17 protein-coding genes are annotated in these 14,004 nt (G+C 71.0%); 7 read left to right on the top strand and 10 right to left on the bottom strand.

Annotated features, from left to right (window positions below; all coding sequences use genetic code 11):
• Positions 1–152: 152 nt before the first annotated feature.
• Positions 153–530 (top strand): hypothetical protein, encoded by a 378-nt coding sequence (locus tag ACZ63E_RS18245; RefSeq protein ID WP_465337200.1) that lies wholly within the window; start codon positions 153–155, stop codon positions 528–530.
• Positions 531–681: 151 nt separating this feature from the next.
• On the opposite strand, the gene ACZ63E_RS18240 is transcribed toward ACZ63E_RS18245, so the two are convergent.
• Entirely contained in the window at positions 682–1,089 is a 408-nt protein-coding gene (locus ACZ63E_RS18240) for an ATP-binding protein (protein WP_465337198.1), read from the bottom strand.
• Between the two features lie 136 nt (positions 1,090–1,225).
• Positions 1,226–1,465: a hypothetical protein gene (locus ACZ63E_RS18235; protein WP_465305840.1), complete on the bottom strand. Its 240-nt coding sequence runs from the start codon at positions 1,463–1,465 to the stop codon at positions 1,226–1,228.
• 366 nt (positions 1,466–1,831) lie between these two features.
• Between ACZ63E_RS18235 and ACZ63E_RS18230 the strand changes: the two genes are divergently transcribed.
• Positions 1,832–2,932 (top strand): S1 family peptidase, encoded by a 1,101-nt coding sequence (locus ACZ63E_RS18230; protein ID WP_465337196.1) that lies wholly within the window; start codon positions 1,832–1,834, stop codon positions 2,930–2,932.
• A gap of 39 nt (positions 2,933–2,971) precedes the next feature.
• Here ACZ63E_RS18230 and ACZ63E_RS18225 read toward each other — a convergent pair whose 3' ends face one another.
• Entirely contained in the window at positions 2,972–3,241 is a 270-nt protein-coding gene (locus ACZ63E_RS18225) for a GlsB/YeaQ/YmgE family stress response membrane protein (protein WP_465305836.1), read from the bottom strand.
• 132 nt (positions 3,242–3,373) lie between these two features.
• Between ACZ63E_RS18225 and ACZ63E_RS18220 the strand changes: the two genes are divergently transcribed.
• The 3 genes from ACZ63E_RS18220 to ACZ63E_RS18210 all read left to right on the top strand — a co-directional run bounded on the left by ACZ63E_RS18220 (position 3,374) and on the right by ACZ63E_RS18210 (position 5,403).
• The gene (locus ACZ63E_RS18220; protein WP_465337194.1) at positions 3,374–3,799 is read left to right on the top strand and encodes a pyridoxamine 5'-phosphate oxidase family protein; all 426 of its coding nucleotides are present in this window, start codon (positions 3,374–3,376) and stop codon (positions 3,797–3,799) included.
• A 112-nt stretch (positions 3,800–3,911) separates the two neighbouring features.
• Positions 3,912–5,072 (top strand): LLM class flavin-dependent oxidoreductase, encoded by a 1,161-nt coding sequence (locus ACZ63E_RS18215; protein WP_465337192.1) that lies wholly within the window; start codon positions 3,912–3,914, stop codon positions 5,070–5,072.
• Positions 5,073–5,130: 58 nt separating this feature from the next.
• Positions 5,131–5,403, top strand: coding sequence for a hypothetical protein (locus tag ACZ63E_RS18210; RefSeq protein WP_465337190.1), 273 nt, complete (start codon positions 5,131–5,133; stop codon positions 5,401–5,403).
• 205 nt (positions 5,404–5,608) lie between these two features.
• Here the strand turns inward: ACZ63E_RS18210 and ACZ63E_RS18205 are convergent, their stop codons facing one another.
• Genes ACZ63E_RS18205 through ACZ63E_RS18180 form a run of 6 tightly spaced genes read right to left on the bottom strand, consistent with a single transcriptional unit; the run spans position 5,609 to position 10,632 of the window.
• Positions 5,609–6,349, bottom strand: coding sequence for an SDR family NAD(P)-dependent oxidoreductase (locus ACZ63E_RS18205; protein WP_465337188.1), 741 nt, complete (start codon positions 6,347–6,349; stop codon positions 5,609–5,611).
• Entirely contained in the window at positions 6,346–7,263 is a 918-nt protein-coding gene (gene kce / locus ACZ63E_RS18200) for a 3,5-dioxohexanoate:acetyl-CoA acetone transferase (protein WP_465337186.1), read from the bottom strand. Before kce ends, ACZ63E_RS18205 begins: the two co-directional genes overlap by 4 nt.
• Positions 7,263–8,102 (bottom strand): LLM class flavin-dependent oxidoreductase, encoded by an 840-nt coding sequence (locus ACZ63E_RS18195; protein WP_465337184.1) that lies wholly within the window; start codon positions 8,100–8,102, stop codon positions 7,263–7,265. Before ACZ63E_RS18195 ends, kce begins: the two co-directional genes overlap by 1 nt.
• Positions 8,099–8,869: an HpcH/HpaI aldolase family protein gene (locus ACZ63E_RS18190; protein ID WP_465337182.1), complete on the bottom strand. Its 771-nt coding sequence runs from the start codon at positions 8,867–8,869 to the stop codon at positions 8,099–8,101. The genes ACZ63E_RS18195 and ACZ63E_RS18190 overlap by 4 nt, the downstream gene beginning before the upstream one ends.
• Positions 8,866–9,729, bottom strand: coding sequence for a cupin domain-containing protein (locus ACZ63E_RS18185; protein WP_465337181.1), 864 nt, complete (start codon positions 9,727–9,729; stop codon positions 8,866–8,868). Before ACZ63E_RS18185 ends, ACZ63E_RS18190 begins: the two co-directional genes overlap by 4 nt.
• A 12-nt stretch (positions 9,730–9,741) precedes the next feature.
• Positions 9,742–10,632: a DUF6282 family protein gene (locus tag ACZ63E_RS18180; RefSeq protein ID WP_465337179.1), complete on the bottom strand. Its 891-nt coding sequence runs from the start codon at positions 10,630–10,632 to the stop codon at positions 9,742–9,744.
• A gap of 147 nt (positions 10,633–10,779) precedes the next feature.
• Between ACZ63E_RS18180 and ACZ63E_RS18175 the strand changes: the two genes are divergently transcribed.
• Together ACZ63E_RS18175 and ACZ63E_RS18170 are read left to right on the top strand one after the other, a co-directional pair.
• Positions 10,780–12,141, top strand: a complete 1,362-nt coding sequence (locus ACZ63E_RS18175; RefSeq protein ID WP_465337178.1) for an MFS transporter — start codon at positions 10,780–10,782, stop codon at positions 12,139–12,141.
• Complete coding sequence (locus tag ACZ63E_RS18170) at positions 12,142–13,149, top strand: dihydroorotate dehydrogenase (protein ID WP_465337177.1); 1,008 nt, start codon at positions 12,142–12,144, stop codon at positions 13,147–13,149. It abuts the gene before it with no gap.
• Here the strand turns inward: ACZ63E_RS18170 and ACZ63E_RS18165 are convergent.
• Positions 13,116–13,907 (bottom strand): IclR family transcriptional regulator, encoded by a 792-nt coding sequence (locus tag ACZ63E_RS18165; RefSeq protein WP_465337175.1) that lies wholly within the window; start codon positions 13,905–13,907, stop codon positions 13,116–13,118. The genes ACZ63E_RS18170 and ACZ63E_RS18165 overlap by 34 nt on opposite strands.
• Positions 13,908–14,004 lie beyond the last annotated feature (97 nt).

Here is a 14,004-nt window from a genome sequence, read left to right as displayed (position 1 = left end):
CGTGACCAAGCCGGGCCGAGATGTCCGGCCGCGAGCCGCGCTGTCCGGTTCGGGAACTTCCGTCCGGTTCGGCGGAGGTGGCCCACGCCACTGGCCGGGCCCGGCCGAGTCTTGCATACTGCGACAATGGCCCGAAGAACAGCCAGTCGCGCGTGGGGGCGGGTGTGAGCCCGGCCGCGGGCGGGAAGCGCCCGAAGTTCGGCCGGATCGACCCGTTCTGCCTGATGGCGGTGCTGCCGGTGCTGTTCGTCGCCGGGATCCTCGGCGCGCTCGTCAACCTGATGCTGGGGCTGGGCTGCGCCGTGTTCGCGGCGCTGATCGTGCTCTTCGACTCCTGGGCCAACCGGCCCTCGGCGGCCCCGCCGCCCCCGGCTCCGGAACCGCCGCGGCGCCCGGTGCGGGACCGCGCGCCGCGGCCCCCGGCGCGAGAGCGAGACCGGGCGCCGCAGCACCAGCCCCCGGCCCGGCGGCAGGCCCGGCCGCCCGTCGCGCGGCCCCGGCAGGTGCCGCCCGGCGCGCCACGCCGGTAGTCGGCAATCCACGCCGGACATTTCTGTGTTTCCGTAACGCTTTTCCGGTGTTCCACAGAGGATCGTCCTATCCGGACCCGGCCGGTCTTCGTCCATAAGGGACGAAAATTGGTCCGAAGTGGACCGCATCGGTCACGCATCGTTCCGGTGGTCACGCCTCGTCACAGTCGAGCCGGGCCCACACGAGTTTTCCGTCGTCGTGACGGCTGACACCCCAGGCCAGGCACAGCTGGTCGACGAGCAGCAGGCCCCGGCCGCCACCGCGGTCGGGCACCCGCAGCCGGGGCTCGCCCCGCCCGGTGTCGGTGACGGCCACGGTCACCTCGCAGGGGTCCGGCGTGCGGTGGATCCGCAGCTGGCCGGGTCCGCCGGCGTGCACGTGGGCGTTCTCGAGCAGCTCGCCGACCACGATGAGCGCGTCGATCAGGTGTCGTTCGGCGAGCGTGGCCAGCACCTGCTCGGCCCACCGGCGGGCGGCCGCCAGGCCGGGGCAGCCGCTCCCGGCCACGTCCAGCACCTGCCACCCCGGCTGTCCCGTCATGCTCCAGCTGACCCGCACGCAGCACCCTCCTTCGAGGGACGTCTACCCAGGACGGCGAGGTTTATCCACGGCGGGCGCGGCTAGGCGACGAGCACTCCGTGACCGGGCCGAGCCTGGTCAGGCGCGTGAGCGGTTGTGCAGCGATCCGGGCCGGTCAGCGGTTGAGCTCGGTCCGCCAGAGAAAGGCTTCGCGCAGGGCGGCGATGAGGGCTTCGTCGTCGACCTCGGACGGCAGGTCACCCATCGGCAGCCAGACCTCGTCGTGCGGGGAGCCGGCGCTGACGCGGGTCAGAGTGACACCAGGGTAGGAAAGCGTCTCGTGGGCGCCGTCGAGATCGGACACCTCGACGCGCCGGGATTCCGCCCGGACGAGCACCTGCCGCTGGTCTTCCATGCGCGAATCTTCTCCGAACCGACGGTCACACCAGTGTCCAGCTTAACCGGGCGAAGCGATTAACACGTTCACGCGAACAGCCGAATTCCTGTTCACCTCAGCTAAAACGGCCCTGCACAACAACATCTCCGCTGGCGTGCGGCCCGTCTGCTCGCTGTCCGGTTACTGTGCGCGAAGCCGCTGTGGCCGTTTTGCCCGGTACCTATCTTTTGTCCTGTCCGACGAAAGTCGGTACCGCCGGTCCCGGCCGCCGATCACCCTCGACCGCACCGGACCACCGGCGCCGGCCCTCGTGGCCGGCTTCCCCCACCGTGGCCGGCGTGGCCACCCCTCGCGCCGGTCTTCCCGCGAAAGTGAGTTACCGGCATGCGCAGAACGTCCCCGGGACACCACCTGTTCGCCCGCTCCGCCACCACCCTGGTGGCCGCCGCCGCGGTCATCGGCTTCGCCGCCCCGGCCACCGCCACCACCCTCGACGGCTACTCGCCGACCGTGCAGAGCGAGGCGGTCGCGTCGCTGGCCGCCGAGGCCGGCATCAGCGAGTCCGCCGCGGTCGCCTTGCTGCGCACGCAGTCGGCGAGCGTCGAGACCCTGCAGAAGACGACGGCGTCGCTCGGCGCCCGCGCCGCCGACGGCTACCTCGACGCCGCCGCCAAACCGGTGGTGAACGTCCTCGACCAGGCGGCCGCCGACCGGGTCACCGCGGCCGGCGCGCAGGCGAAGCTGGTCAAGCACTCCAGCGCCGCGCTGGCGAGCGCGCAGGACGCGCTGCAGGCGCTGCCCGCGGTGGCGCACACCTCGGTCGGCCTCGACCCGAAGACCAACCAGGTCGTGCTCACCGTCGCCGACGCGGCCAAGGGCACCGAGGCCCTGCTGCGGGTGGCCGGGACGCTCGGCGACCGCGTCCGCGTGGAGCGCGTCGCCGGCGAGATGCACACCGCGATCTACAACGGCGAAGCCATCACCGGCGGCGGCACCCGCTGCTCGGCCGGCTTCAACACCAACCGCGGCGGCCAGAACTACCTCATCGACGCCGGCCACTGCACCCGCGCGGTGTCGCAGTGGAACGTCGGCCCGTCGCAGGGTGCGAGCTTCCCGACCAACGACTACGGCTTGATCCGCAACACCACCGGCAGCGCGCCGGGCGCGGTCACCCTGTGGAACGGCTCCACGCAGCGGATCAGCTCCGCCGGCAAGGCGACCGTCGGGCAGCGGATCAGCAAGAGCGGCAGCACCACGCACCTGACGTCGGGCTCGGTGCAGCGCACGAACGTGACGGTCAACTACGCGGAAGGCTCGGTGTACCAGCTGATCCAGACCAACGCGCTGGTCAACCCGGGCGACTCGGGCGGCTGCCTGTTCGCCGGCAGCGTCGGGCTCGGCATCACCTCGGGCAAGGGCGGCAGCTCGTCCTACTTCCAGCCGGTGGGCGAGGCGTTGAGCGCGTACGGCGTCAGCCTCAACTGAGCACGGCCGGCCGCCGGGGAGTTCCCCGGCGGCCCGCCGTCAGTCGCGGCGGCTGCGGCCGCCGAAGAGCAGGCGGTAGGCGAGCAGGATGACCAGCGCGCCCAGCACCGCCAGGCCCCACGTGCGCAGGTCGAAGAACGTGCCGAGCTGGGTGTGGAACAGCGTCTTGCCGATCCAGCCGCCGACGAACGCGCCCGCGACGCCGAGCAGCATCGTGATGATGCAGCCGCCGGGGTCCTTGCCGGGCATGAGGACCTTCGCGATGATGCCGGCGATGAGGCCGAGCACGATCCAGCCGATGATTCCCACGGGTGTCCTCCTCCGGGTGCCTTCCTGACGGCACAGGATGGCAGTCACCCGGCGCCGCGGCGCGGCGAGCGCGCCGGACGTGACCTGGATCTCAGCGCGTTTTTGTCGGACCCCCCGGGTAGCTTCGGGCGCATGGTGCTGTCCAAGGAAGAACGCGAAGAATTCCTGGCGTTGCCCCACGTCGGCGCGCTCTCGGTCGTGGAGCGGCCCGATCGCGCGCCGCTCACGGTGCCGATCTGGTACCAGTACACGCCGGGGGGCGACCTGTGGATCCGCACGGCCCCGGACGCGCGGAAGACCCGGGCGATCGAGGCCGCCGGCCGGTTCAGCCTGCTGGTGCAGCGCACCGAGCCGACGGTCCGGTACGTCTCGGTGGAGGGACCGGTGACGGCGACCGAGCCGGACGACCCGGGCCGCGCCCGCGAGATGGCGGCGCGCTACCTGCCCCCGGAGAAGGTCGACGGCTTCGTCGAGTTCGAGCGCACGGAGCTCGGCGAGCACGCGGCCGTCTTCATGCGCCCGGAACACTGGCTGTCGGCCGACCTCGGGCCCGGCTGACCGATCGGCTCTGCTCGTCGGGGGAACTGCTCCTTCCGAGTGACTACCCGTAACGGTGCAGTCGCTCTCGGGGACTGACTTCTCGGTGACCCCGACGACGCGGAGGCCGTGCATGAAGATCGACCTGTTCAACGAGATCCAGAACCCGCGCCCGTGGACCGAGGGGCACGAGCAGCTGAGGTTCCGCCAGGCGATCGAGCAGGCCGTCCTCGCCGACGAGCTGGGCTACGGCTGCTGGTGGCAGGTCGAGCACCACGGCGCGGGGGAGTTCAGCCTCTCCTCGGCGCCCGAGCTCATGCTGGCGGCGCTTTCCCAGCGCACGAGCCGGATCCGGCTGGGGCACTCCGCCGTGCTCGCGCCGGGGCGGTTCAACCACCCGATCCGCGTCGCCGAGCGGGCGGCGACGCTCGACCACCTCAGCGGCGGCCGGGTGGAGCTGGGGCTGACGCGGTCGACCATCCCGGAGTGGCGCCTGTTCGGCATCACCCCGGACGACGCGCGCGCCGAGACGCAGCAGGCGTTCGAGATGGTGCCGAAGATGTGGACGTCCGAACGGTTCTCCCACACCGGCGGCGCGTACCCGGTCGACGGCGTCTCGATCGGCCCGAAGCCGATGCAGCGCCCGCACCCGCCGCTCTGGCAGGCGGCGGCGAGCCCGGCGTCGTTCGAGGAGGCCGGCCGGCGCGGGGTCGGGGTGCTGGGCACGACGATGTGGGAATCCCTGGAACGAGCGGGCCGCCTGATCGGCCTCTACCGCGCGGCTGCCTCGCAGTGCACGTCGCCGGTCGGGGCGTTTGTCAACAACCAGGTCGGGTTCTTCACGTTCGTCCACTGCGCGGACACCGACGAGGAGGCGATGCGCAACGGCGCGGCGGCGGCCGCGGCCTGGTACACGGTGACGGCCCTGACGTTCTTCGAAGCGGCCACGGAGTTCGTGCGCGCCAACGCCCGCAACGAGGAGCTGGTGAAGTCCCCGGGCCTGACGGGCGACTTCCTCCGCGGTGAAGCGGAAAACGCGCCGTCGGAGGCGAACCTCCTGATCGCCCGCATCCTCCAGGGCGAGCAGGTGGCCGACGACGAGGTCTTCGAGGTGCTGAGCGCGCAGGACTCCCTGATCGTCGGCAGCCCGGAGACGTGCCGCAAGAAGCTGCGCGCGTACGCCGACCTGGGCATCGACCGGATGATGTGCCTCCAGCAGATCGGCGGCATCCCGCACGAGCAGGTCCTGCAGAGCATCCGCCTGGTCGGCGAGCTGATCCCCGACCTGGCGTGACCTTCGGGTGAGGCGGCCGGTTGTTGTCGCGGCGGCGGTTGTCGGGCATCCTCCGGACATGGCTGTCGTCGTATCGTTCATCACGGTGCTGGTCAGCACGTTCGTGTTCGTCTACAACCGGCGCACCTCCCGCAGGGATCTCCTCCTCGACGCACACGAGCGGCAGCTGGTGCCGGAGAACCAGCACGGCCGGCGGGTGGTCTTTCAGATGCGCGAGACCAGTGGGTCACCTGACGCTTTGTCCGCCGAAGACTTCCGGTCGGCCAACCATGCGCTGTCCTCGTTGAGTCGTCGATGCGGCAGAGAAAACCGGGTTTCTCGCTCTCCGTGACTCGCAGCAGGAGGGAACGCCGGTGTGGCCGTACCTTCGCGAGTTCGCCTTGATCGCACGAGCTCGTTCGGATCTGTATCTGAACCCTTTGCGAGTCAGCGGGTTTCGGAGGAGGCCGAGGTTCCGGATTCAGGTCACGCCGGTGCCCGGTGACGAGTAGCCGGGCGGCGGGTCGAGAGATCCCGCCGCCCGGAAGGAACCAGCGCTACGCCGTGAAGCCGCCGTCCACCGGGAGGACCACGCCGCTCAAGTGGCTTGCCCGGTCGCTCAACAGAAACGCCGCCGTCGAGCCGACTTCCTGGCCCGTTCCCGCCTTTCGCAACGGCGTTGCGGCGATCCGGGCCTCCACCCCGCCCGGGATCGTACGGCGGAGCTCGTCCAGCATCGGCGTCTCCGTCGGGCCGGGGGCGATCACGTTGACCCGGATCCCCCGGGGGCCGAAGTCGTGGGCGGCGGTGCGGGTCAGGCCGATCACCGCGTGCTTCGTCGCCTGGTACGCGCCCATTCCGGAGCTGCCGCGCAGGCCGCCGATGCTGCTCACGTTCACGATCGAGCCGGCCCCCGTCATCGCGCGGACCTCCGCGCGCAGGCACAGCCACGTGCCCTTGACGTTCACCGCCATGATCCGGTCGAAATCCGCCTCCGAAACCGAGTCGAGCCGGCCGCTGCCACCCATCGCCGCGTTGTTGAACGCGCCGTCGAGGCGGCCGAAGCGCGTCACCGTCGCCGCCACGAACGCGTCCACATCGGACGCCGACGTGATATCGCCGGTCGTGTAGGCCACGTCGAAGTCGGACAGCTCCGCGGCGAGCTTGGCCAACGGCTCTTCGTTCCGGGCCACCAGCATCACCGACGCACCGTCCGAAGCGAACACCCGGGCCGCGTCCGCGCCGATGCCCGAACTGGCCCCGACGACCAGAATCACCTTTCCCGTCAGCAAGCTCATGCCACACCGCGCAGGGCGAGCATCGCGCGCGCGTCGGCCGGGGTGGCGATCGGCTTCCCGAGATCTTCGACGACCGCCCGGATCTTCCGGACCTGCTGGGCATTGCTCGAGGCCAGCCGCCCCTTGCCGATCCAGAGGCTGTCCTCCAGCCCGACCCGCACGTGCCCGCCGAGCCACGCGCTGTGCGTGCCGAAGCTCAGCTGGTCGCGCCCGGCCGCGAAGGCCGAGAAGTAGTAGTTGTCCCCGAAGAGCTTGTCGGCGATCCGCACCATGTGCTCCAGGTTCGCGTGGTCGGCGCCGATGCCGCCCAGGACACCGAACACGCCCTGGATCAGCAGCGGCGGCTTGGCCAGCCCGCGCTCGGCGAAGTGGGCCAGCGAGTACAGGTGCCCGATGTCGTAACACTCGTACTCGAACCGGGTCCCGGACTCACCGAGCGCACGCAGGGTGTGCTCGATCTTGTCAAAGGTGTTCACGAACGGGTGGGAGTAGGTGTTCAGCACGTACGGCTTCTCCCAATCGTGCTTCCACTCCGTCACCTTGTCGGCGATGCCCGAGTAGACGAAGTTCATCGACCCCATGTTCATCGACGCCACTTCGGGCTTCAACCGGTACGCGGCCGCGAGCCGTTCGTCCATCGTCATCGACGACGCGCCGCCGGTGGTGATGTTGATGACCGCGTCGGTCTCCGCGGTGATCCGCCCGACGATCTTCTCGAAGACCTCGGGGTCGGGCGTGGGCCGCCCGTCCGGCTCCCTCGCGTGCAGGTGGATCACGGCGGACCCGGCCTCGACGGCTTCCAGCGCCGCGTCGGCGACTTCGTCGGCGGACAACGGCAGGTACGGGCTCTGCGACGGGATGTTCACCGAGCCCGTGATCGCGGTGGTGATGATGACATTTTCGGCCGTGCGCATCAGTCCTCCTCTTCAACGAGCGCCCGGTAGGCGTCCAGCTTCGCTTCGTCCAGCGGGCCGACCAGGCTCAACGCCACCTGCGTGGCGCCCGCGTCGTACTGGGCCCGCACGGCTTCGCGCACCTCGGCCGGGGTGCCGTAGGCGACGAGCGCGTCGAGCAGGCGGTCGGACCCCGGCGGCGCGAGGTCGGCTTCGGTGAAGCCGAGCCGCGTCAGCTTCGCGATCTGGTGGGGGAGCGTCAGGTAGTAGGCGAGCCGCTCCCGCGCGACGTCCCGGGCCGCGGCGCGCGACCGCCCGACCACCGCCCACTGGACGACGGACAGGAAGAGGTCCCCGATCGTCTCGCGCGCCCAGCGGGTGTGCTCGGGTGTGACGAGGAACGTGATCAGCCCGTCGGCGCGCTCCGCCGCCAGCCGCGTGATCCCCGCCGAATACGCGCCGAGCACCCGCGGCACGCCGGTCGCGACCTTGTCGACGCCGTCGAGGTATTCGCGCAGGAACGGCAGCGGTCCGACCCCGCGTTCACGGACCGCTCCGCTGACCCCGAGCCCCAGCACGTACCGGCCGGGATACCCCTCGGCCAAGCCGCGCGCGGCCGACGCCGCCGACTTCGGCACCCGTTCCAGAGCCCGCGCGACGCCGTTGCCGACGACCAGCCGCGACGTCGAGCTCAGCACCAGCGATGCCGTCGTGAACGCCTCGCGCCCGGCCACCTCGGGGATCCAGACCATCCGGTGGCCGTACTCCTCGAGCGCGCGCACGAACCGCACGACGCCGTCGTGGTCCAGGTTGTCCAGCTCGGCGATCGACAACGCCGTGCGCGGCAGGGTGAGTGTCATCCGGTCGCTGCCCGGAACGCCGTCACCAGCCCGCGGGCCGCTTCGGCCAGCATCGTCGTGTCGTTGCTGAGCAGGACGAAGTCGCAGCCGTCCCGCACGGCCTGCGCGGCCTTCTCCGGCACCCCGCCGAACGCGAGCCCGCACCGCTTGCCCGCCGCGTGGGCGGCCGAGATCGCCGACGCGACCAGGTCGAGCACGTCCGGCGACGCGGGCGTCGACCCCATCGACATCGAGAGGTCCGCCGCGCCGACGAAGACCGCGTCCACTGTGTCCAGTGCCAGCATCTCGGGGGCGGCCTTGATCGCCTCGACGCTCTCCAGCTGGGGAATGCAGAGCACGTCGTTGTTGCCCGTCGCCAGGTACTCGGCGTTCGGCTTCAGGCCCCAAGACCCGGCGCGGCTGGTGCCGCCGGCGCCGCGGACGCCGTGCGGCGGGAACCGGCACGCGCGCCCGACCGCGGCCGCCTCCTCGACGGTGTCGACGTGCGGAACCAGGATGCCCATGGCGCCCGCGTCGAGGATCTTCTGGATCGTCGACGGCGTCTTGTCCGGCACCCGCACGATCGGCGTCATGCCGAGCGCGGCCGCGGTGTTGATCAGCCGGTACGCCGTCTGCAGGTCGAGCGGCGCGTGCTCGAGGTCGACCACCACGAAGTCGAACCCGGCGAACGCCATGATCTCGGCGGGCTCACCGGACGCGATCTTCAGCCACGTGCCCAAGGGAGTGTGCGAGCGGGTGAACAGCCCGCCGCCGGTGCGCCCGCTCACGGCATCGGGTAGTCGTCGGCGTTGAGCACCCAGCCCGGTTTCTCCGAGAAGTCCATCCGCGGCGGGCTGAAGATGTCGATCAGCTGGTTGACGCCCGGGTCGCTCGCTTCGGACGTGTGCACGGTCGGCGGCGGGATGACCGTCACCGACGGGCTGCCGATCCGCACGTGCTCGTCCTCGCGCCAGGTGGTGCTGTCGGGCAGCCAGGGCGTCCGGATATGGTGGACGTATTCCCCCTGCACCGCAAGGGAAAGCTGCTCGAAGTCGGCGTGGTCGTGCGGCGAGAGCTTCCGTGCGTCACGCGGGCCGTGCTGGACCGGCAGGAAGTTCACCATGAACGACCGCGTCCGGAAGATGCGCCCGAACCGCTTCGGGTCGTCCGAGACCTCCGAAAGCGGATAGAACCGGACGCGCGTCTCAGCGGGCGCGGGCCAGCGTTCCAGCAACGCGACACGCGGGTGGTCCTCGACGTAGGCGTCGGCGTTCGCCACGCGGTCGCGCCACGCCGGTTCGGTCGCCTCGACGAGCCGGACCAGCGGCCCGTCGCCGTGGACGCTGATCCGCGACGCACCCGGCGGGACGACCACCAGCCCGGGGGAGTCCACTTTGGTCGCGCCGTCGTCGGTCAGCACGGTGAACGCGGGCGAGGCGTCGGTGACGACGATCGCCAGCTCGCCTTCCAGGGTCCCGTTGTCCAGGTCGGCGCCGGCGCGGGCCTCGGTGTGGACCAGGATGACGTTCTGCGCCCGCACGACCGGGCTGGTGTGCAGGTCGAGGTACTGCGCGGCCGCGATCGCATCGCCGCTGTCGGGCCGGGCCGCGGTGGCCAGGCCGGCGCGGGGATCGTCCTTTTCGTACACGGGAGCGTCCTTTCAGGCGTCGAGGTTCAGCAGGTAACCGGGGTTGTCGCGGACCATCCGCCGCAGGTCCTTCTCCGGCAGGCCGAGGTCGAGCAGCGCCTCGCCGACGCGCATCCAGGCGTCCACCGGCTTCGGGTTCGCCTTCTGCCCGAAGTCCGAGGCCAGCACGGTGTGCTCCGGGCCGAGGGTCTCGATCCAGGTCAGCAGCTGCTTCGGGTCCCACTTCTGGGTGCCCTCGGGGTCGTACATGCCGACCTCGTGCTCGATGAACGCGCCGAGCTCGATCAGCTCCCGGCACACGGCCGGGTCGGCGCCGATCACGAAGTCCGGGTGGCTGACGACCATCCGCTTCAGGCCGCGCTCGTGCGCCTCCTGGAACAGCGTCCTGATGTACTCCGGGTACATGTGCCCGCCGTTGAGGACGGCCTGCTGGTCCTTGATCTCGTCGAGGATCTCGATCGCCTCGGGCTTGAGGGCGCCTTCGCCGTCGACGATGTCGATGCGCTCCAGTGTCAGCGGCACGGTCGTGGTCGGGAACGCGCCGTCCTCGGGGTGGCAGTCGATGTGCCGGCCCGACGAGATGGTCGGGAACCAGACGACCTTGCCGCCCATGCGCAGGGTCATCCGCACGGCGTGCACGTTGAGCCCGCCGACCGTGCTGTTCAGCGCGATCCCGCCGTAGACCGACGCGGCGACGTCGGCGAGGCGGCCCTTCATCGCGAGCACGTCCATCTGGGTGTTGTGGTGGTGGGACTTCGCGACCATGGCGCGCATCCCGATCCGGGCGCCGTCCTGCGCGGCCTCGACGTGGTCGAAGCGGCGGGGGAACGGGCTGGGGCCGGAGTGGACGTGCATGTCGGCCAGGCCGTCCAGGACGGTCGCGACGGCAGGGCGCGGACTCATGGGTCGCCTTTCGTTCGCATTATGAAGTCAAAGTTCACTATAAGACCGGCTGTCAACCCTGTGACCGCTCTTGTGTTCACGGTTGGCGGTATTTAGAGTGACTCACGTTCGCTTCGTGAACATCTGGTTCGAAAACGGAGGACATCGATGTCCACACCGCCCAGCGCCGCAGAGACGGCCGCTCGTCCCGGCGCCCCGCACGGCCCGGACATCACGAAGGTGCGGGCCGCGGTCCGCGGCGGCACTCTCGCCTACTTCGTGGACCAGTTCGACATCTACCTGCCGATCGTGGTGCTGGCGCCGGCGACGGCGTACTTCCAGGCGGCGAACCTCGGCGCGAGCACGACGGCCCTGCTGGCGTCACTCGTCTTCGCCTCGACGCTGATCGGCCGCCCGCTCGGCGCGGTGATCTTCGGCCACTTCGCCGACACCGTCGGGCGCAAGCGCACGACGCTGGTCGCGGTCGGCGGGTTCGGCACGATCACGCTGCTCACCGCGTGCCTGCCCGGGCACGAGACGATCGGGATGTGGTCGGTCGGCCTGCTCATCGCTCTGCGGTTCGTCGACGGGATCTTCCTCGGCGGGGAGTACACGACCGCGGTGCCGCTGGCGATGGAGTGGAGCCCGAAGCACAAGCGCGGGCTCTACGCGTCGATCATCACCTCGACCTCGCCCGCCGCGTACGCGGTGATCGCCGCGATCACGCTGCTGATGCTGCAGCTGCTGCCCTCGGCCGGGCTGCACAGCGCGTACGTCCAGTGGGGCTGGCGGATCCCGTTCTTCGTCGGCGCGGCGCTGGCGGCCGTGCTGTTCCGCTACTACCTCAAGAACGTGCACGAGACGCCGGTCGAGCTGACCGGCGAGAAGCACAAGATGCCGTTCGTCCGGCTGCTGGTGAAGTACCCGCGGGCGCTGGCGCAGGTGTTCGTGCTGATGACCGGCACGTGGCTGGCGACCAACATGGAGGCCGCCGTGACCCCCGCGCAGCTGAAGGCGCACCTGCAGCTGTCGAGCAAGGAGGTCACGCTGACCATGCTCGTGATCAACGCCGCGGCCGCGCTGTCCTACCCGCTGTTCGGCCTGCTCTCCCAGCGCATCGGGCGGAGGCGGTTCTACATCGGCTACGGCCTCGCGGTGCTGGTGATCGGCGCCGGCTCCTACACGCTGCTGATGGCGTCGAACGGCGGTTTCGGCGCGGCGCTGGGCTTCGGTGTCCTGATCGGCGTGTTCACCGTCGGCACGTTCGGCCCGATCGCGGCTTACCTGACCGAGCGGTTCCCGGCGGGCATCCGGTCGACCGGGTACGGCGTCGGGTACAGCCTCGCGCTCATCGCGCCCGCGTTCTACCAGTTCTACCTGCAGCGGTTCGACGGGGTCATGCCGGCGCACCTCGCCCCGGCCGTGCTGATCGTCCTGGCCGGCGCGCTGATCAGCCTCGGCGGGTTCCTCGGCCCGGAGACCAAGGACGTCGACATGGCCGACGACAGCACGATCCCGGCACTGTCCTAAGTGGATTTCGGTGGGCTGGTCGCCGCCAACCCGGTATGGGTCGGCTCGTCCGAGCTGACCATGACCCTCGACGGCATCGCCGCCTGCGTCGACGCGGGCGCCGGTGCCGTCGTGGCGAAGTCGGTGAACGAAAGCGCCGCGGCCCGCCGTCAGCTGGACATCGCGGACTACGCGTTCGTCTCCGGCGACCGGCAGGTGCGGCCACCGGGCCGGGCGTACCCGGGTGACGGCCTGCTGAACCGGTCCGGGCTCGCGCAGGTGGACCTGGACGACTGGCTCGAGACCCTGGCCGCGGGCGTCGCCCACGGCGCGGCGCGGGGCTGCCCGGTGGTCGGCAGCATCACGCTCGGCGACCCCGCCGCGGCCGCGCGGATCGGGCGTGCGCTGGCTTCGGTGGTCCCGGCGGTGGAGCTGAACGTCGGAGCGCCGCACGGCCGTGAGGCGCGCGCGGTGCGGCAGCTGACCGAAGTGGACGGTGTCCGCGACGCGGTGCGGACCGTGCGGAGGGCGGTCGACGTCCCGTTGTTCGTGAAGCTGCCGGGCCAGGCCTCGGACGTCGTCGCGCTCGCCCGCGCGGCCCGGTCGGCGGGCGCGGACGCGGTCGGGCTGGTCGGCCGGTACCCGGGTTTCCTGCCCGACCTCGACGGCGGCGCGGTGCTCGGCTCGTGGGGCGCGTGGAGCTCACCCGGGTGCCTGCCGATGAGCCTTTACTGGGTGAGCAAGGCTTTCCGGCAGCTCGACGTGCCCGTGATCGGCACCAACGGCGCGCGCACCGCGGCCGACGTGCTGCGGTTCCTCGCCTCGGGCGCCCGGGCCGTCGAAGTCGTGACGGCGTTGTGGATCGGCGGCCCCGTCGTGCTCCGGGAGCTGGTCGACGGGGTCACCGGAGTCCCTGACGACTTCGTCGGCAGCGCCCTGGCGGGAGCCCGGGAGTACGCGGACGTCCCGCCGCAGCCGAACCCGGCCTGGCTGCCCTACACCGCGCGCTGGACGTCGTCCGGGCGGTAGTGGCCGCCCAGCTCCTCGGTGAGCTCGCGCGCGGTGTTGACGACCACGCGCAGCTCGGGGGTCTCGTCGGCCATCGACAGGGTGTTGTCCGGGCCGACGATGGCCAGCGTGGCGCAGATGCCGTACTCGTCGAAGACCGGCGCGGCCACCGCCACTATCCCGGGCGTGCTCATCGCCGAGCAGTGGCCGACCGCGCGCACCCGGTCGACGTCCGCGCGCAGCTCGTCGCGCGCGGTGCCGGACAGGTTGCCGATCAGCCGTTCCATCGACAGCTGGTCGGCGTGGTAGGCGAGGAAGACTTTGCTCTGCGCGGTGTCCAGCGGCAGGTGGCTGCCGACGCGCACGGACACGATGACGATGGTCGAGGCGTTCTCCTCCACCCGCGAGACCACCGGGCCGGTGAGGCCCCAGAGGCTGAGCACGACGCTGGTCTGCGTCGCGCGCGAGAGCGCCTGCATGTGCCGCGGCGCGAGGTTGACCACCCGGCGGTGCCCGATGGCGAACGCGCCGAGCTGCAGCAGCAGGCCGCCGGGCACGTAACCGCCTTCGGCACTGCGCTCCAGGAGCCCGGCCGCGACGAGGGATGTGCAGTACCGGTACGCCGTGGTGCGGTTGAGGCCGAGCCGTTCGGCGACCTGGGCCGCGGTGACCTCGGGGGTCGCCGGGTCGAACAGCGACAGGATCTGGCTGACCCGGCTGACCGCCTGGATGTCCGCCTGGTCCCCGCGCGTGTCCGGGGACCGCGTCGGTTTGGTCACGGGGCCTCCGCCGGAAGTCTGGAATCACTGTTCACTTCGTGAACACGGACATCAGGCTACCGGACCGGGGGAGATCCGGTCGCTGTCCGGCCTCGGG

This window comes from Amycolatopsis sp. NPDC104819 (assembly GCF_055583145.1).
Note: the sequence above shows the minus strand (reverse complement) of the source record. Positions and strands in the feature narration are given on the sequence as shown.

Bases quoted from the DNA above. Each gene is read 5' to 3' on its own strand.
- ACZ63E_RS18235 (WP_465305840.1), bottom strand. From the start codon at position 1,465: ATGGAAGACCAGCGGCAGGTGCTCGTCCGGGCGGAATCCCGGCGCGTC.
- ACZ63E_RS18230 (WP_465337196.1), top strand. From the start codon at position 1,832: ATGCGCAGAACGTCCCCGGGACACCACCTGTTCGCCCGCTCCGCCACC.
- ACZ63E_RS18220 (WP_465337194.1), top strand. From the start codon at position 3,374: ATGGTGCTGTCCAAGGAAGAACGCGAAGAATTCCTGGCGTTGCCCCAC.
- ACZ63E_RS18215 (WP_465337192.1), top strand. From the start codon at position 3,912: ATGAAGATCGACCTGTTCAACGAGATCCAGAACCCGCGCCCGTGGACC.
- ACZ63E_RS18210 (WP_465337190.1), top strand. From the start codon at position 5,131: ATGGCTGTCGTCGTATCGTTCATCACGGTGCTGGTCAGCACGTTCGTG.
- ACZ63E_RS18205 (WP_465337188.1), bottom strand. From the start codon at position 6,349: ATGAGCTTGCTGACGGGAAAGGTGATTCTGGTCGTCGGGGCCAGTTCG.
- kce (WP_465337186.1), bottom strand. From the start codon at position 7,263: ATGCGCACGGCCGAAAATGTCATCATCACCACCGCGATCACGGGCTCG.
- ACZ63E_RS18195 (WP_465337184.1), bottom strand. From the start codon at position 8,102: ATGACACTCACCCTGCCGCGCACGGCGTTGTCGATCGCCGAGCTGGAC.
- ACZ63E_RS18180 (WP_465337179.1), bottom strand. From the start codon at position 10,632: ATGAGTCCGCGCCCTGCCGTCGCGACCGTCCTGGACGGCCTGGCCGAC.
- ACZ63E_RS18175 (WP_465337178.1), top strand. From the start codon at position 10,780: ATGTCCACACCGCCCAGCGCCGCAGAGACGGCCGCTCGTCCCGGCGCC.